15 protein-coding genes are annotated in these 17,742 nt (G+C 60.4%); 12 read left to right on the forward strand and 3 right to left on the reverse strand.

The genetic code is table 11. The features are described from left to right. The first annotated feature begins 240 nt into the window (after positions 1-240). On the forward strand, positions 241-693 hold the full coding sequence (locus VSP_RS21650) for a plastocyanin/azurin family copper-binding protein (RefSeq protein ID WP_009963310.1): 453 nt from the start codon (positions 241-243) through the stop codon (positions 691-693). Between the two features lie 136 nt (positions 694-829). Then, positions 830-1,357: a hypothetical protein gene (locus VSP_RS39790; RefSeq protein WP_009963311.1), complete on the forward strand. Its 528-nt coding sequence runs from the start codon at positions 830-832 to the stop codon at positions 1,355-1,357. Positions 1,358-1,538: 181 nt separating this feature from the next. Here VSP_RS39790 and VSP_RS43140 read toward each other — a convergent pair whose 3' ends face one another. Beyond that, positions 1,539-1,694 carry a hypothetical protein gene (locus tag VSP_RS43140; RefSeq protein WP_009963313.1) on the reverse strand — a complete coding sequence of 52 codons (156 nt, stop codon included), beginning with the start codon at positions 1,692-1,694 and terminating at the stop codon, positions 1,539-1,541. 267 nt (positions 1,695-1,961) lie between these two features. On the opposite strand from VSP_RS43140, the gene VSP_RS21665 reads away from it, so the two are divergent. Further along, positions 1,962-2,561 carry a sterol desaturase family protein gene (locus VSP_RS21665; RefSeq protein ID WP_009963316.1) on the forward strand — a complete coding sequence of 200 codons (600 nt, stop codon included), beginning with the start codon at positions 1,962-1,964 and terminating at the stop codon, positions 2,559-2,561. Between the two features lie 150 nt (positions 2,562-2,711). Here the strand turns inward: VSP_RS21665 and VSP_RS21670 are convergent, their stop codons facing one another. Continuing rightward, entirely contained in the window at positions 2,712-3,521 is an 810-nt protein-coding gene (locus VSP_RS21670) for a glycerophosphodiester phosphodiesterase (protein ID WP_009963318.1), read from the reverse strand. A gap of 104 nt (positions 3,522-3,625) precedes the next feature. On the opposite strand from VSP_RS21670, the gene VSP_RS21675 reads away from it, so the two are divergent. The 8 genes from VSP_RS21675 (at position 3,626) to phoU (ending at position 13,895) form a co-directional block, all read left to right on the forward strand. Next, the gene (locus VSP_RS21675; protein ID WP_009963320.1) at positions 3,626-5,533 is read left to right on the forward strand and encodes an ABC-F family ATP-binding cassette domain-containing protein; all 1,908 of its coding nucleotides are present in this window, start codon (positions 3,626-3,628) and stop codon (positions 5,531-5,533) included. 318 nt (positions 5,534-5,851) lie between these two features. Beyond that, positions 5,852-6,292 carry a hypothetical protein gene (locus VSP_RS21680; protein WP_009963322.1) on the forward strand — a complete coding sequence of 147 codons (441 nt, stop codon included), beginning with the start codon at positions 5,852-5,854 and terminating at the stop codon, positions 6,290-6,292. Positions 6,293-6,385: 93 nt separating this feature from the next. After that, positions 6,386-7,642, forward strand: a complete 1,257-nt coding sequence (locus VSP_RS21685; protein WP_009963324.1) for a TolC family protein — start codon at positions 6,386-6,388, stop codon at positions 7,640-7,642. Between the two features lie 33 nt (positions 7,643-7,675). After that, the gene (locus VSP_RS21690; RefSeq protein WP_081452649.1) at positions 7,676-8,845 is read left to right on the forward strand and encodes an efflux RND transporter periplasmic adaptor subunit; all 1,170 of its coding nucleotides are present in this window, start codon (positions 7,676-7,678) and stop codon (positions 8,843-8,845) included. Positions 8,846-8,854: 9 nt separating this feature from the next. Then, positions 8,855-11,980 carry an efflux RND transporter permease subunit gene (locus tag VSP_RS21695; protein WP_009963327.1) on the forward strand — a complete coding sequence of 1,042 codons (3,126 nt, stop codon included), beginning with the start codon at positions 8,855-8,857 and terminating at the stop codon, positions 11,978-11,980. 142 nt (positions 11,981-12,122) lie between these two features. Further along, positions 12,123-12,593, forward strand: coding sequence for a hypothetical protein (locus tag VSP_RS21700; protein ID WP_009963328.1), 471 nt, complete (start codon positions 12,123-12,125; stop codon positions 12,591-12,593). 127 nt (positions 12,594-12,720) lie between these two features. Next, on the forward strand, positions 12,721-13,074 hold the full coding sequence (locus VSP_RS21705; RefSeq protein ID WP_009963329.1) for a DUF3147 family protein: 354 nt from the start codon (positions 12,721-12,723) through the stop codon (positions 13,072-13,074). A gap of 152 nt (positions 13,075-13,226) precedes the next feature. Then, positions 13,227-13,895: a phosphate signaling complex protein PhoU gene (phoU, locus tag VSP_RS21710; RefSeq protein WP_009963330.1), complete on the forward strand. Its 669-nt coding sequence runs from the start codon at positions 13,227-13,229 to the stop codon at positions 13,893-13,895. Positions 13,896-14,860: 965 nt separating this feature from the next. On the opposite strand, the gene VSP_RS21715 is transcribed toward phoU, so the two are convergent. Then, the gene (locus VSP_RS21715) at positions 14,861-16,264 is read right to left on the reverse strand and encodes a DUF1552 domain-containing protein (RefSeq protein WP_009963331.1); all 1,404 of its coding nucleotides are present in this window, start codon (positions 16,262-16,264) and stop codon (positions 14,861-14,863) included. 143 nt (positions 16,265-16,407) lie between these two features. Between VSP_RS21715 and VSP_RS21720 the strand changes: the two genes are divergently transcribed. Next, on the forward strand, positions 16,408-17,742 hold the full coding sequence (locus VSP_RS21720; protein ID WP_009963333.1) for a glycoside hydrolase family 5 protein: 1,335 nt from the start codon (positions 16,408-16,410) through the stop codon (positions 17,740-17,742).

Genomic DNA, 17,742 nt, shown 5'->3' on the forward strand with positions numbered 1-17,742 from the left:
TAATACGGTACGCTTGACAGGCCGTTAAACTTTCGCGCTTGCTGGCTTCCTGCAAAAGAATCTCAGCAGACACCATGCCGCGAATCCGGGGGCAAATTGTTGCGAACGCGGCAAATTTTTTTGAGGCAGGTCCCCCGCCTTTTCGTTTGCAAAAGCCCTCCCATTGAGTCCGTTTGTCACGTGCCCTGTTTCGTGCCTGCCGCGAAGCAGGCCGACCAACACCCACCATTGCCTAAATAAATGATCCGTACTCTGCTCACCGCCGCCTGCGCACTGACGCTGCTCTCCAATGTGGCCCGCGCCCAGGATGTGTCCATCACCATCAAGCCGGACAACGCCAACCCCCTCATGTACGACACCAAGACCTTCACCGTGAAAGCCGGTCAGAAGGTGAAGGTGACTTTTGAGAACAAGAGCGCCGTGCCCCAGCCTCACAACTTCCTCGTGGTCAAGCCCGGCACCTTGCAGAAGGTCGGCGCCCTTGCCAACGGCATGCTGAGCGACCCGCAGGCGATGACCAAGAACTACATCCCCGAGTCCACGGACATCCTGTTCCACACGAAGCTCATTCAGCCCGGCCAGACCGAGTCCCTTGAGTTCACCGCTCCCGCAGACGCTGGTGACTACCCCTACCTTTGCACGTTCCCCGGCCACTGGATGCTCATGCAGGGCACCATGAAGGTCGAGAAATAAGCCTCTCCGATCTCCGTACAGGACAAGGGTCAGCAGCCAGTTTCTGCTTCTACCCTTGTCCTTTTTTCTGCCCGGTGGCAGGAAAACCCCTGTGGACCTCCCCTTTCCTCCGTTAAAGAAGCTCCTTCATCACCCTATGAAAACCGCACTCTTCGCCGCTGCCGCCCTCCTCTTCACCGCCGTCACTGCCTCCGTCCAGGCGGAAGACAAGACCGTCGCCGTGGGTGACTTCAACTTTACCGTCGCCGCCCCCTGGACCGAAGCCCAGAACACCGGCATGATGACCAAGGCCGTGCTCTCCCACCCTGTGGAAGGCGGCACTCCCTTGGAGGCCAAGTTTTACCACTTCGGCACCGGCCAAGGCGGTGATGTGGACGCCAATGTGAAACGCTGGATCGGCCAGTTCGAAGGTACGCCTGAGGTGAAGAAGGAAGATCTGGACTACAGCGGCACCAAGGTGACCCTCGTGACCATCCACGGAACCTACCTCGACGGCCCTCCCTTCGGTGGCACCAAAACTCCCCGCGCAGACTACACCATGCTGGGCGCGATCCTGGTGGGGAAAGACGCTCCAGTCTTCATCAAGCTGACCGGTCCCAAAGCAGCCACCGCAGCCGCCACCGATTCCTTCAAAAATCTCGTCGCCAGCCCGTTCAAGAAGTGAGGCTAGTTCCCCGGTGAACTGCACCGGCTTGGACTTAATGCATCAAGAGCCGCCTGTGAGGGCGGCTCTTTTTTGTTCGCAGCGTTCGCGAAAGGGCGGCATATGAAATTACCAACGGTGCCCGCCTGGTCAGTCGCCGCAGGGAGGCACGTTCCATCCGCCTGTCCCCAAACTCAGGCAACTACCTCCCAACGAGCAACAGCACTCCCGCAATCAAGGCCAAAATAGGTTTCACGATCTCCGCCTGCCCCAGCCTCAGCCCGAACAAGGCGCTCACGCCGATGAGGATGAGATAAATGGCGAGAAGGAGGGTACCGATGCTGGTGTTGAGTTTCATGGATTTCAATTAGGAGGATGAGTTGCTGCTGAATCGCAGATCGCCGGTGTTTGCGTGCATGCCATGCCAAAAGGCGAAATCTGAAGCGCTTCCTGTTCAATCTGTGTGGGTTGCCTTATACAGGGGGCATTCACGTAGGAGGATCAGGAGTCGCCGGACTCCTCCCTCGATACCATTCGCAAGAAAATTGCAAAATCCCGCTTGAGGATTTGACGCGAGGATGGAGGCTCTGCGCCTCCTGCCCCCCGGGGCACCCATCCTCTCATTATGATCGAAATCCTTCTCTGGTGCCTTGCCGGCTTTGTCGCCAATTTTGCCTTCGCATCCTTTTTTGAATGGTACTTGCACAAGTACGTCATGCACCGCCCGGTTGGAAAGTTCCGCTATGCCTTTGAGGCCCATGCGATCGTCCACCATCACATTTTCAAGGCGGACCACACCTACCATCTGGTAAATGAGAAGGACAAGGAGAAGATCCCCATGGAGTGGTGGAACGGCCCCGTACTGATCCTGCTCTGCTCCCTGCCCACCACGCTCAGCGCCCTGGCGTTCGGCATCTGGCCTCTGGCCTTGGGCGGCGTGCTCGCCGCAGGTGCATACTACGGCATTTATGAATATCTTCACTGGTGCATGCACCTGCCGAAGAACCGCCGTGTGGAAAAGCCCTGGATCTTTCAGCGCCTGAACGGCCACCACCTGCTGCACCACCGCTACATGCACAAGAACTTCAACGTGGTGTTCCCTCTCGCAGACCTCGTCCTCGGCACTCTGATGCTGCGCGCCAAAACCCACTTCGCCCAGGCACGTGGCCCCTCCGTCCCAGACGTGCAGCCCAAGCAGGCCACTGGCACCATGGCCGCCGCGTAAAAGTTTGCCTCGCACCTCGAATTCAAACAAAAAGCCCGCTGGAATATTCCAGCGGGCTTTTTGTTTTTGGGGGAAAGAGTCACTTCCTCCCCACCTGAATCCATCTTGTTTATCTGCCCTAAATCTTGCTAATCCTGTCTAGAAGGCCGCCTACTTCCCCAGCGCATTTTCTCTCAGGTACGCCGGGCGGTCCGTTGTGATCGCATCCACCCCCGCCTTCACGTGGCGCTTGGCGACCTCCGGATCATCCACGGTCCAGGTGATGAGCTTCAGTCCCTGCTCCTTCAGGCCTTTCACAAAGGCCTCATCAATCGGCCAGCCATGATGGAGGTCCAGACCATCCAGTTTGACGGCCTTGGCCTTTTCCACGAACTCTGACAGCTCGGGCAGATTGCCTGTCTCTTTGTCCTTCTTGTAGCTGGCCAGCAGATAGTGCTCCACCTCAGGGAAGAGGGGCTTGGAGAGCTTCATGACCTCGTAGTTGAAGGAAATGATGACCAGTTGCTTCGGGTACAGCGGAGACGCCTTGATGACCTTTGCCAGTTCCGGCAGGATCTCGGGGCCGCATTTGATCTCCAGCACCATCTTCTTCCCCGCCGGGGTCGCTTCAAAGATAGACTCCAGGGTGGGAATCTTCTCCCCGGCGAACTTGGGATCCTTCCAGCTTCCCACATCCAGCTTCTGCAGTTCCTCCCACGTCTGATCAGCGATCTTCCTGTCCACACCTCCAATGCGCTTGGTGGTGCCGTCATGCATGACCACGAGGTGCCCGTCTTTGGAGAACCAGAGATCGAGTTCGGCACCATCGGCCCCCTGTTTCCAGGCCTCTTTCATGGCAGACAGGGTGTTTTCAGGGGCGTCGTGGGAGGCCCCGCGGTGCCCGACGATCTCGGTGGCACAGAGGGGCAACGCCAGACTGGCGGCCAGCAATGGAAGCAGGCGATTGAACGTGAACATCATAGCGAGCAGAACGGGCCACGGGCACGCCATCCTTTCAAGAGACATTGCGTGACATCCTGTCCGCACTGGACACCCGCCCCGGAGCAGGGTCTATTGCCCACCCCATGAGCGCCGTTGTCCCTGCCCTGATCTCCGCCACTGATCTGTTCCTGTCCTACGGACAGCAGCACCTGCTTGAGGGTGTGACCTTGGCAGTAGCTCCAGGGGAGAAGGTGGGCCTCGTGGGCCGCAACGGCTGCGGCAAAACAAGCCTGCTCAAGATTCTGGCAGAAGCACACCAGGCCGACAGCGGCATCATCTCCCGCAGACGCGGTCTGCGTGTGGGCTACCTCCCCCAGGAGTTCGTGCTCGACGGCACCAAGACCGTCAGAGAGAACATTGAGTCTGGTGTGGCCGATCTCATGGGCTGGCTCCAGCGCTATGAAACAGGGGATGGCAGCGAAGCCGAGCTGGCGGAATTGCACCATCTCATCGAGGCAGCCGATGGCTGGAATCTGGAAGCCCGCATCAAGGCCGATGCCACCGCCCTGGATGTCCCTCCGCTGGATGCGCCGGTCGGCCCCCTTTCAGGTGGGGAGAAGCGTCGTGTGGCCTTGTGTCGGGCGCTAGTTACCCAGCCGGATCTCCTGCTGCTGGATGAGCCGACCAACCACCTGGATGCCGAGTCCATCCGCTGGCTGGAAGACTACCTGCGCACCTTCGCAGGTGCCGTCATCTTCGTCACGCACGACCGCTATTTCCTCGATGTCATCGCCACCCGCATCATCGAAATTTTCGACGGCAAGGCTTATTCCCATCCGGGAAACTACACCGCCTATCTGGAGTCCAAGGCCTTGCGGCAGGAGATCTCCGAGCAGACGGAGCGCCGACGCCAGCGCTTCCTGAAGGTGGAGCTGGCCTGGGTGCGGTCCGGGGTCAAGGCCCGCGGCACGAAGTCCCGCCATCGCATGGACCAGTACTACTCCATCGCCGGGCAGGACGCCCCGGTGGAGGAGCGCGAGATGGATGTGCTCATCCCCCCTGCGCCGGAGATGGGAAACATCGGCGTGGATCTGCTCAATGCATCCGCCCGCGTGGGTGAGGGCGACGAGGCGCGCTGGCTCTTCCGTCACCTGACCATGTCCCTGAAACCCGGGCAGTGCACCGGTGTGGTGGGCCGCAATGGTGTGGGCAAAACCACCCTGCTGCGCCTGTGTCTGGGTGAACGCCAGCCGGATGAGGGAACCGTCACCATCGGCAAGAAAGTCACCTTCAACTACATTGACCAGAACCGCATGCAGCTCGACGGCAGCAAGACTGTCATCGAGGAAATTGCAGACATGGATGAGACCGTCTCCTTCGGCGGGCAGAAGATGGGAGTGCGCACCTACCTGCGCCGTTTCCTCTTCAACGATGACCGGCTGCGGGAGCGCATTGACCTCATGTCCGGCGGTGAACGCGCCCGGCTCATGCTGGCCAAGGTGCTGAAGCGTGGCGGCAACATCGTCGTGCTGGATGAGCCCACCAACGACCTCGACCTGCCCAGCCTGCGCATGCTGGAGGAGGCCCTCGTGGACTTCGAAGGCAGTGTGCTCGTGGTGAGCCACGACCGCTATTTCCTCGACCGCGTGTGCGACCAGATCGTCGCCTTTGAAAACGGCGGCGTGTTTGTCCAGCCTGGGAACTACTCGTACTATCTGGAGAAGAAAAAAGAACGCGACCTCCTCGCCCGGCCCTCGTGGGCAGAGCCGGGCAAAGCCGCCCGGAAGCCCGCTGCGCCCGCTGCCGCCAAACCTCGCAAGCTCACCTACAAGGAGCAGAAGGAGCTGGAAGGCATGGAAGCCCTCATCATGGAGGCGGAAGGCAAGGTCGAGGAGCTGGACCGGACACTCAACGATCCTGAATTCTTCGTGAACCGCTCACTGGAGGCTCCCGCCAAGATTGAGGCCCTGGAAAAGGCCCGGGTAGAAGTCGCCCGTCTCTATGCGCGCTGGGAGGAACTGGAGCAGGTCCAGCAGGCAGCGACAGCTTGACCTTCTGCCCCACGGGCTCAATCGACGATAGTCCAAGGAGCGGCGGTTTGTGCCTCAAGCACAACCGCCGAGTGTGAGCAGCGCCTTGGATCGCCAGATGAGCCGATTTAAGCATCTCCTCATGGCAACCTCCAAGCGTGTTGCCAACTTGCCGATTGCCAATCGGCGGCACAGCAGGTTGCCAATCGGAGCTACTCGTCGCGTTTCCGCACGATGCGTTGAACAAAAATCGTGCTCTCGTCGTCTCATCGTCACCGGAAGCACAGGTGGAAGCGAAGGATTGACATTCTCCGCTCCCTGTCGCTAACTGTCCCAGTCGTGAACAAGTCCCTCACCAACTTCTGCATCCTCTTCCTCGCGTTCATCGCGGTGGGCTGGGCGCAAGTGGCAGGGCTTAATCACCACTACGTATGCGTCTGCACCGGGGAACCAGTGGAAGTGGCTTCTGACCACTGCCACGCCCATGGGAGCCAGGTGGTCACGGATGAAGAAGGCAGCCACGACGAACATGCCGACCATCATGACTCCCAGCCACACACTCCGCTGAAAAAGGAGTTCAAGGCACAGAACAAGACCACCGCCACAGTCACGATCCAGGCCCCGGCCCCCGTGATGCTGATAGACCTGCCCGACTTTGCGCGGCCTTTCATTCCCCTTTTGATCGCAGAAGATCAAATCGACTCACGTCCGCCTCATCATCTGGCGGAGAGTCCCCCGGCGGCACTCCAGGTCAAGGAGTGCGTCGTCCTGCTCGTTTGAGCCGGAACGTGGTGGTGATCATACCACCTGTTTTAGCAATAGAATCTGCGCGGCTTCGTCATGCTCGCGCATCACCTCCTTCATGCACCCGTCATGCAACCACGTTCCTTTCTTACTCCTCTGCTTTTTTCCACCCTTTTGCTGTCCGCCGCCTCGTTGAAGGCCGATGTCCAGCTCTCGATCAACAGCGCCCCCTCCTACGCGCTCAAACACAATCCTGATTTGGCAGCCGCGCGGATGCGCATCGTCGAGGCCCAGGGACGCCTTCACCAGGCAGGCCGGCTCTCCAATCCCGAACTGGAGTTTGACTACAACAAGAACCCGCGGAGCTCCGAGCGAAACGTCGGGGTCGCCTTCAATCAGAAATTCCCCCTCACCGCCCGCCTCAGTCAGGAGAAGACCCTGAGCCGCCAGCAACTGGCGCAAGCTGAGGCAGAGGTGCGAAATGAAGAGCGCAAACTCATCGCTGAGGTCAACGCCGCGGCCATCAAACTTCTGGTGGCCAACCAAAAGACGGCCCTGGTGGAAGCGCAACTGAAGCTCTCCAACGCTCTGGTGGAGGTGGTGGAGAAGCGTACTCAAGCGGGTGAAGTCGCAGCGAGCGACGCCGCCCAGCTGGCCATCGACAACCAGAACCGGCTGCTGGAACTCCAGCAGATCACCGGACAAAAAGCGGTCCTCTTGAATGAACTCAAGCCCCTGCTGGGCGTGAGTGCGCCCGATGGCCTGACGCTCACCGGCTCCCTCCCCGCCATCACGGGTACCGCGAAAGGCATCGACGTGCAGGGTCGTCCCGATCTGGACTCCTCCCGGATCGCCCAATCCGTCGCCCAGAGCGAGGTGGAACTCGCCAAGTCATCCCGCTGGGAAGACATCGGCGTAGGTCTGACCGTCGAGCATGAGAAGAGCGAGGACGCTCCCGAAGGCATCCGCGGCGACAGCTTCGTCGGCTTCCGCATCAGCCTGCCCCTCCCCCTCTGGAACAAGCAGAAAGGATTGATCGCCGAGAAGAAGGCCGCCCAGCAGCGCGCCATCCTCGAAACCAAGGCACTCGAGTCCCGCATCCAGAGTGAGGCCGCCGCCGCCCGCGCCGAGATGGCAGCCAGCGCCCGTCTCTACAAAGAGACCAGGACCAAGCTCCTGCCCACCATCGAGCGACACTCCCAGACCATCGAGAAGGCCTACAGTGTCGGTGAGGCAGACGCCATGGCGCTCCTGCGATCCAGAGAACAGAAGCTGCATGCGGAAACGGTCGCCCTTGATGCCCTGCAAAGCTACCACCTGGCCCGGGCGCGGCATGAGGCCGCCACCGCCACCCAGCCCGCCCTTCGCAACCACAGCGGAAAATAATTTCCTCGTTCCCCACTCCATTTCTTTCGTTACATGACACCATCTACTTTTACCGCCGCCTGGCGCGGCATGAGGCTGCTACTGCTCACGGCCTGTCTGGTGCTGCTGCACGACTATCCTGCCCACGCCGCAGAAGGCGGCGGCAACCGCAAGGACAGCACCATCATTCTGGACGAGACCCGGATCAAAAACCTGGGCCTTGAACTGGCGGAGACCGAGGAAACAGAATTCGAGGAAACGATCTTCGCCCTGGGCGGCATTGAGGTGCTGCCGGGCAAGAAAGCCGTGGTGAGCAGCCGCATCCCCGGACGTGCCTTCTCTGTGCTGGCGCTGCCAGACCAGGAAGTGGACGAGGGCGAGGAGCTGATGTGGGTGGAGAGCCGCCAACCCGGAGATCCCCCGCCCACCGTGCGTCTGGAGGCCCCCATCGCGGGCACCATTGCCAAGGTGGCCATCGCCCAAGGCCAGCCCATCAGTCCGGACCAGTCGCTCATCGAGATCGTGGACGTCACCCAAGTGGAGGCGGCCGCCCGGGTGCCGGAGCATCTGGCAGGCAGGCTCGCCAAGGAGCAACACGCCCGCATCCGCATCGCCGCCTACCCGGACAAAGTGTTCGAGGCCCAGCTCAACCACCTTGGTGCCTATGCGGATGAGACCGCAGGCACCGTGGAAGCCGCGTTTCACGTGCCCAATCCCGACAAGCTGCTGCGCCCCGGCATGCGGGCGGAGTTCAGCATCGTCACCAGCAAGCGAGATGCCGTTCTCTCCATCCCCCGCTCGGCCCTGCAGGGCGACGCCGGGGAGCGGTATGTCTTCATCGCAGACTATGAACTGGAGCACGCTTTTGTGAAGACACCGGTGCAGATCGGTGCCCAAAACGATGATCGCGTGGAGATTCTGAGCGGTCTGCTGCCAGGTGACCAGGTGGTGACCAAGGGAGCCTATGCCCTGAGCTTCGCTGGAGCTGGCAGCGTTTCACTGCGTGAAGCGCTCGATGCCGCCCACGGGCACCCTCACAATGAGGACGGCACGGAGATGACCAAGGAGCAGATTGCGGCAGGCGGCAAAGGCGGCCACGATCATGACCATGATGATGGTGGCAAAGGCGGATGGACCCGCCTGACCACCTTCTTCGCCGGGACCAGTGCGCTGCTCTTTTGCATGCTCGCGCTAAGTTTCATCTTCCGCAAACGCAGCCTGTAAGCCCCGGCCATGCTGAACCATCTTATTCGCTTCTCGCTGCGACACCGCCCCATCATCCTGGCGGCGGCGCTGTTAATTCTGGTGTCTGGATGGCAGGTCTTGAAGAACCTGCCGGTGGAAGTCTTGCCAGACATGACCAAACCAACCGTGACCATCCTCACGGAATCTCCGGGACTTGCTCCAGAGGAGGTGGAAACCCTCGTCACCCAACCCATTGAATCCGCACTTCAAGGTGTGGGCGGCCTCGACCGGTTGCGCTCCAGCTCAGACGTCAGCCTCTCCCTTGTCTTTGCGGAGTTCAAGTGGGGCACAGACATTTATCGCGCGCGTCAACTGGTGCAGGAGCGGCTGCAGGCCGTGCTCAACACCCTGCCCGAAGGCACGCAACCGGGGATGACGCCGGTGTCCTCCCTCATGGGTGAGATCCTGCTGGTGGGCATCCACAGCAAGGACAACAAGACGGCCCCCATGGATCTTCGCACGCTCGCGGATTGGACGGTCCGCAGGAGGTTGCAAAGCATCAATGGCGTGGCGGAGGTACTGGCCATCGGCGGTGGGGTGAAGCAGGCCCAGATCCTGCCAGACCCGCAAAAGCTGGCCGCTTACGGCATCAGGTTCGATGAATTACAACAGGCAGCCACCCGTGCTGCTGATAATTCCACCAGCGGGTACCTGACCACCGACACGCGGGAAATCATGGTGCGCAACCTGGGCATGACCACAGACCTAGACGAACTCGGGCAGACGGTGGTCAAGCAACTCGACCATCGCCCCGTGCTCATCCGGGATGTCGCCACGCTCCAGTACGGCCCCCAGCTCATGCGTGGCAATGCCAGCATCGATGGCACCATGGGCGTCATTCTCAGCATCGACAAAGCACCCGGCTTTGACACGCTCAAACTGAGCGCCAGCATTGAAAAGGCATTAAAGGACCTGAAACCCTCCCTCCCCGAGGATGTCGAGCTGGAGATTCTCTTCCGCCAGGGAGACTTCATCCAGAGTGCGGTGGACAACCTCAAGCAAGCCATCCTGGAGGGAGCGGTTATGGTCGCCGTGGTCTTGCTGCTGTTCCTGTTGAGCGTCCGCACCACGCTCATCACCCTTGCAGCCATGCCCCTCTCCTTTGGCATCACGCTGCTCGTGTTCCAGTGGCAGGGAGTCAGCGTGAACTCGATGACCCTCGGCGGCCTGGCCGTGGCCATCGGCATGGTGGTGGATGACGCCATTGTGGATGTGGAAAACGTCTGGCGTCGTCTCCAGGAAAACGCCTCCTCATCCGCCCCCAAACCCAAGCTGGAGGTCATCGCCACCGCCTCGGGTGAGGTGCGAAACTCCATCCTCTACGCCACCGTGCTCATCGTGCTGGTCTTCCTGCCCCTCATGGGACTCGAAGGACTGGAGGGACGCCTCTTCACTCCTATCGCCATCGCGACCATCACCAGCATGATCGCGTCCTTCGTGGTCTCGCTGACCGTCATCCCGGTGCTCTGCTCTCTGGTGCTCAATCCCAAGCCAGTCAAGGAAGCCCACGGCTCCCATGATGGCTGGCTGGTGAGGCTGTTGAAGGAGACGGTGAAACGCACCCTGCTGAAGGTGGCCCTGGGCAATCCGCTTCTGGCTCTAGGTGTCACCGCCGTGCTCCTCATGGGCTCCTTCATGCTCTACCCCAGCATGGGCAAGGAGTTCCTGCCGACCTTCAATGAAGGCAGCGCCACCATCTCCCTGGCTGGACCACCCGGCACCGGCCTTCGCCAGTCCAACGAGATTGGTGAAGTGGGCGTGCGCATTCTCAAAAGCATACCCGAGGTGAAGAGCGTGGGGCGTCGCGCAGGACGGGCAGAACGAGACGACCACGTCGTGCCGGTTTCCGTCAACGAGTTCGATGTCGAGTTCAACAAAGACGGGCGTCATCGCAACGAGGTCTTCAAGGAAATCCGCGAGAAACTGGGCACCATCCCCGGCACCTTTGTGAATGTGGGGCAGCCCATCGGCCACCGTCTCTCCCATATGTTGAGCGGTGTCAGCGCCAAAATCGCGGTGAAAATCTACGGCCCCGATCTGCAGAAACTGCGCGAGTACGGCAAGCAGGTGGAGGCCCTGGCCCGTGGCATTCCCGGGCTTACCGATGTGAATCTGGAGGCCCAGGTGCCAATCCCCCAGCTCAAGATCGAAGTGAACCGCGAACGAGCCCACGCCTATGGGATGCAACCGGGGGAACTCAACGCCCAGCTTTCCGCGCTGGTGGGGGGTACCACCGTGACCGAGTTGCGGGAAGGCCAGCGCACGATGGACCTCGTGCTGAGGCTGCCGGAGTCGTGGCGGGATTCCCCGGAAAAAATCCGGGATCTGCCCATTGAGACCAGCAGCGGACGCCGCATCCCCCTGCACCTCGTCGCCGATGTCAGGGATTCCAAAGGTCCCAACGTCATCAACCGCGAGAACACGCAACGCCGCATCGTTATAGGAGCCAACACCAGTGAGCGCGATCTGGAGTCCCTCGTGACCCGGTTGCAAAAAGAAGTGCGGGAGAAGGTGCAGCTTCCCACCGGCTACTTCGTGAGCTTTGAAGGGGAGTTCCAGGCCCAGCAGGAGGCGGCGCAGCGCATCACATTGCTGTTCATGCTCGTGCTGGCTGTGGTGAGCGTCCTGCTCTTTGGCTATTTCAAGAGCGCCTCCCTGGCGCTCCAGGTGCTGGTGAACATCCCGCTCGCCCTCATGGGCGGTCTGGTGCTCACGTGGCAGGTGGTGAACAACATCTCCATCGCCACGCTGGTGGGCTTCATCGCTGTGGGGGGCGTCGCCGCCCGCAACGGCATCATGATGATCTCCCACTACCTCCACCTCATGAAACACGAGGGCGAGGGGTTCACCCGGGAGATGATCATCCGAGGCACGCTGGAGCGTCTCGTTCCCGTGCTCATGACCGCCCTCAGCGCGGGCATCGCCCTTATCCCCCTGGTGCTGGCTGCTGGCGAGCCGGGCAAGGAAATCCTCCATCCTGTGGCCGTGGTCATCGTGGGCGGCCTGGTCAGCTCCACGCTGCTCGACTTGCTCGTCACGCCCGCCGCCTTCTCCCTCTTCGGCCGCAAGGCTGCCGAGCAGGCCATCCGGTTGGAGGCGCCCGCCGCCCATTGATCCCTTTTAATTTTAGACCCTTTCTCCTGAATTCCAGGGGATCTCCGACAGTCAAAAGACAAACCCACAAAAACCGAATCGAATCGATTCAAACCAAACTCCGACCAACCCTCTCACAACCCTGAGCCAAACCAGAACGAACATGAAAACTCAATTGAAAATCACCTCCGTCTTCGCCGCTGTGCTGCTTGCTGCCAACTCCCTCTTCGCCCATGGCGGCGTTGAACTGGGCCCCAACGGCGGCCGCATCCTTGAATTCAGCAAGGATGAAACCATGCACGGCGAAGTCACTGCCAAGGACGGCAAGTTCCACATCGCCCTGCTCGACAAGGACATGAAGCCAGTCGCTCTAGGGGACCAGGTGCTCACCGTCACGGCAGGTGATCGCGACAAGCCAACCAAGGTGGAAGTTACCAAGGCCGATGGCAAATTCGTGGTGCCCATGCAGAAAGGCGAAGCCTACTGGGTCATCTTCCAGTTCAAACCCAGCGCCAAGTCCAAGCCCGTGACCGCCCGCCTCCACTACAACGCGGAGAATTGCTCCGAGTGCAACTCACCCGAATGGCTTTGCAAGTGCCCAGCTGAAGGCGAAGCAAAATCGAAGAAAAAGTAATCCCGGCATCCCCGCTCTCTTCTGATCCACGGCACCCTCCCTGCTCTTTGCATGGAGGGTGTTTTTTTGGAGAGCGGCAAATTTCCCTACCGCACCCAGCCCTGAAAACTAAAAACTCTTCCTCATCATGACCGGCTTCCAGATCCTGAAGTTTCTTCTCAGCGCAGCGATAATCGTCGCCGTTACAGAAGTTGCCAAACGCAATAATTTCGCCGCCTCCATCATCCACTCCCTGCCCCTCACCTCCCTGCTTGCCTTCATTTGGCTTTATGCAGAAAAGAAGGACCCTGAGCTGATCGCGAACCACGCTTTCGGCACTTTTTGGTTTGTCCTTCCCACCTTGCCTATGTTTCTGGTACTGCCCTACCTGCTGCGACGCGGCTGGGGCTTCTGGCCGGGACTGGGACTCTGCCTCCTCGGCACGTTTCTGCTCTACCTCCTCACCATGTGGTTGTTGCGCGTGGCCGGGGTGAGGCTATGATTCAGGGTCCGAGGAAGTTTCTATCGCATTTTGCCCTTTAGAACCGGGTAATGTGACGCAAACTTCACATGTCAGCATTAGCTTGCAGCCTCCCTGTGATGTTGGGTGGTGCACAAATTCCACCATTCCATCTCAGTACGTCTTCCGTCATCATGAACGACCGCCATATCCTCTCCAGCTTTGACCAGGCCCTCGATCAACTGCGCCAGGATCTGTTTCATATGGCCAGCGTCACCACGCAGAACCTGAATGATGCTGTGCGTGGCTTGATTGAACGGGACACTGACCTCTGCAATCAGGTCATCGCCGAAGATGAGCAGGTGGATCAGTACGAGAAAAAAATCGATGCCACTGGCATCTCCATCCTGACCCGCTTCACCCCCCTTGCGCAGGATCTCCGTCGCGTGGTCAGCACCATGAAGGCCTCCAGCAACTTGGAACGCATCAGCGACCAGGCGGTGAACATTGCCCGTCGTGCCAAGCGTATCCTCCAGAGTCTGGATCTGCCGGAGACCCGCATGATCGAGCCGATCCATGCCCAGGCCATGGCCCTTCTGAAGGATTCCGTTCAGGCATTCAGCGTGGAAGACGTGCCTCTGGCCACCAGCCTCAAGGCCCGCGACAAGGAGCTGGACCACCAGCAAAATGAGTTCATCATCCGCCTCACCAAGCGCATGGAGGAAGACACCTCCCGTCTCAAGGATTACATCGACCTCGTGTTCATCGCCCGATTCCTTGAACGCGCTGGCGACCATTCCGTGAACATCGGCGAAGACGCCGTGTACGCCGGTGTCGCCAAGGACATCCGCCACGAGCACTAAGAGCTGCCCGACAGGAGCATCTCCTTCCCAATTCATCCCAGGCTGGCCATGTCCCGCCTGGGATTTTTGTTGGCGTAGCGGAGTCATTGGGCTCCTCGAACTATTCCGCTCAGGCAACCATTCTGGCATCCCTTCAGGATGCGAGCTTCTTTTCTCCTATCCAGGGGCATGGGCTCGCAAAACTCGCCCGACCCCTGGCTACCGTCTTTCATGCCTTCGGCATTGTAGTTTCATTAATTCCCACGGTGTAAGGCGACCGCTCCGGCAGCTTCAATCAGGAGCCACCCGGGGCAAGCGGAGCGCTTGCCCTACAAGTCCCAACAACCGATTGCAATCGAAGCTGTGCCCCTGGGAAGTTCGATGCCGGAGGCATCCCAGCCCTTAGCCGGGGGTTGAGCGTAGCGACACCCCCGGACAGCAAGAATTCTAACTCACCCCGGAGGGGTGGCAGCAAGATGTGGTGCCCCCTGCACGCCCCAACGACACGGCAGTTTCCGCACATGACACCCAAATCCATTTCTATCCCTTTCTCCTCACTCGGCACTATGCCGAAGGCATCCCAGAAGGTAGGAGCCAGGGGTCGGGCTCGTTGTACTCGCCCGCCCCCTGGAACAGGCAGAAAAAGACCTGCATCCTGAAGGGATGCCAGAGACGCCCCCTCCATCCGCAGTCTGCACCTCCCCAAGGAGCCGCGGTTTATGCTTGCACAACCGCCGGACGCGGCCGGAGGAAGGCGATCCCCAATCCAGCAAACAGCAACCACACCGCATACAGCCACGGGAAACTGGCCGCCCCCCGCTCCGCTCCGCCTCGGCGATTGTGCTCAAGGCACAAATCGCCGCTCCTTGACCTCCTCCGCAACATCCCGCCCCCGCAGCCCCCTCTCGCAACAATCTCCACTTTCCTCGAACCGACCTTCAAAAAACCGATCCCAACCTCAAGTCTTGTGTCTCCCGCGCAGCGGGCTACGCCAACCCCTTGAGCGGCTCCTTGCTGTCGCCGAACCGGTCAGTCTTCACGCCGGCAGTCTGTAGCATGCTGAGGAAGAGGTTGCACATCGGAGTGTCCTTTGGATTCATCAAGTGGCGTCCCGTCGCCAGCTTCCCACCGCCCTTGCCCGCCAGGATGAGCGGCAGGTTGTTGGGGTTGTGGGAGTTGCCATCTCGCAGGCTGGAACCAAAGAGCACCATGCTGTTGTCCAGCAGCGTCCCCTCGCCCTCCTTGATGGACTTCATGCGATCCAGCATGTAGGCAAACTGGTCCACATGCCAGGTGTTGATCTTTTCGTATTGGTCGAGCTTCTCCTGGCGGTTCTCATGGTGGGACAGCTCGTGGTGGCTCTGGGTCACGCCGGGCAGGAAGGAGAAGTTCTTGCCGCTCACCGCCCAGCCAAACATGAAGGTGCTGGCCCGGGTGCTGTCGCTCCAGAAGGCCAGGGTGATGAGATCCATCATCAGGCGTGAATGCTCCGTGTGATCCAGACGCAGACGACCGCCGGGGTCGGCATTGTTCCCGGCCATGATCTTGCTGATGCGCTCGTCCAGATTCTTGATCTCGCCCTGCAATCCGGGATCGAGATTCTCACCGGTGGCCACCCGGGCAATATCCGCCTCGATGCGTTGCTCCACAGAGCGGATGCTTTCCAGATACTGGTCGAGCTTCTGCTGATCTTCCGTTCCAACCTTGGAGCGCAACGCCTTGGCGTCCGAGAGCACCAGATCCAGCACACTCTTGTTCTCCAGCGCCGAGGCACGCCGCTGCTGGGCGTTCTCACGGAAGAGGCGGTCAAAGACGAAGCGGGGGTTGATCTCCGGCGGCAGCGGCGAGGTTGGCGTACGCCAGGCGATGTGTGAACCATACAGCATGGTGTAGTTCACATTGAAATCCACCCCCGTATAGATGGGCTCTGTTCCCAGTTCCAGGGAGGAAAAACGCGTCTCATGGCCGAACTGCTGGGCAAAGGCCTGGTCCACGCTCACGCCGCAGTGCAGATCCTTGCCCGTGGTCTTGGCGATCTTCGTGCCGGTCAGCCAGTTGGCCGTCTTCGCATAGTGGCCGTCTCCACCCTCGCAATTCTCGTGGCCGAGGTGCGTGAGGATGTTGATATCGCCCCGATGGCGATCAATCGGCTGGAGGATGGGTGAAAGTTTGAAGTCCGCCCCTTCGCCTTCCGGCGTCCAGCGATCCTGGCGAACGCCGTTGGGCATGAAAATATACGCCATGCGCACCGGCGGCTTCCCAGCCACGGCGGCGGCAGCCCGGGCAGAGGGAACCATCGCGTTTAGAAACGGCAGCGCAATGGTGGCCCCCAGGCCACGGAGCACCTGGCGGCGGGAAAGCGGTTCACGGGGGATGATGAAACTCGGCATGGACTGAGAAACTACGCGCCCTGAAGGACGAATGTTGCGGAGGCGACTGCGAAAAAACCTCTATTCGAAGCGTAGCAGCGGGTGTGCCCACATCATCGCCATATGCCTGATGAGCCGCTACGCTTCTTCCTCACCCACATCGCATGAAGCTCTTCCTCCCTCGGTCCCCCCGCCCATCCGTCACCCTGCTGGCTGCTCTGGCCGTCTTGGCCCTTCCCTCCGTTTTCCCCGCCGCTGAGCCCGCCCCGCTCTTCCGGGAGTTTGTCGGGCTGAATGGCCACACAGTGAACTTCAAGCCCGACCTCTACCAACCCGTCTGCCGGGTGGTGCGGGACTACCACCCCGTGGAGTGGGACCTGAAGGATGACACCAGCACCCTGCCAGAATGGCCCTTTGCCAAAAACCGCGTCTCCTGGGAGAAGGTGTACGGATCCTGGCATGCGGCAGGCCTCAAGATCAACGTGTGCCTCATCTTCGACAACATGAAGGTCACGGCATGGAAGGACCTCGCCAAGGACGCCGAGGCCTACGCGCGCAGCTTTGCCCAAAACTTCGGCCCCGGCGGAAAGTGGCCCTATGTGGAGACGGTGGAGATTGGCAATGAACCCGGGCTGTACGACGACGCCACCTACATCACGCTCTTCGAGGCCATGACCAAGGGCATCCGGGAGGGCAATCCCAAGATGAAGATCGCCACCTGCAATGTCGAGGGAGGCAAGAGCGACCGCTACTGGAAGGGAGCTGAGCTCTTCCGGAATCTCGGCAGCCACTACGATGTGCTGCAGATCCATCGCTATGCCATTGCGGAGCAGTGGCCAGTCTGGCGTCGCACCTACCCGGAAAACCCCAAGGTGCCTTACCTCAGCGCCATCCAGGATCTGATCGACTGGCGCAATGCTCACGCCGCGGGCAAGCCCGTGTGGGTGACAGAGTTCGGCTGGGACGCCAGCAGCAAGACCCCAGACCCGAAGGGCGAGTGGGCCAAATGGCAGGACAGCACCGACGAAGAACAAGCCCGCTGGCTCGTGCGTTCTTTCTTCCTCTTTGCCGAGATGGGTGTGGACAAGGCCTTCGTTTACTTCTTCAACGACGAGGATGAAGCCAAGCTGCACGCCGCCTCCGGCCTGACCCGGCACTACCAGCCCAAGCCCGCCTACCATGCGGTGGCGTGGATGCTCCGCTCGCTGGAGAACTACCGTTTCACCAAGGCGGTCAAGAAGTCGCTCGACGACGGTTATGTGTTCGAGTTCACACCGGAGAAGGCGGGCGAGCCCATCATCTGGGCCGCCTGGCATCCTACGAAAGAAGCCCACCCTCTGCCTCTGGATCTGGCCGGCAAAAAAGTGCTCCGCCAGGAACGCATGCCACTGGCCAAGGACGAGCCCACCGCCACCGCTGCGCCCGAAGCTTCCGGTGCGCTCAAGGTAGGTGAACGGCCCAGCCTGCTCTGGCTGGAGGCAAGCCCCTCCTCCTCCTAA

This window comes from Verrucomicrobium spinosum DSM 4136 = JCM 18804 (assembly GCF_000172155.1).
Lineage (GTDB): Bacteria > Verrucomicrobiota > Verrucomicrobiia > Verrucomicrobiales > Verrucomicrobiaceae > Verrucomicrobium > Verrucomicrobium spinosum.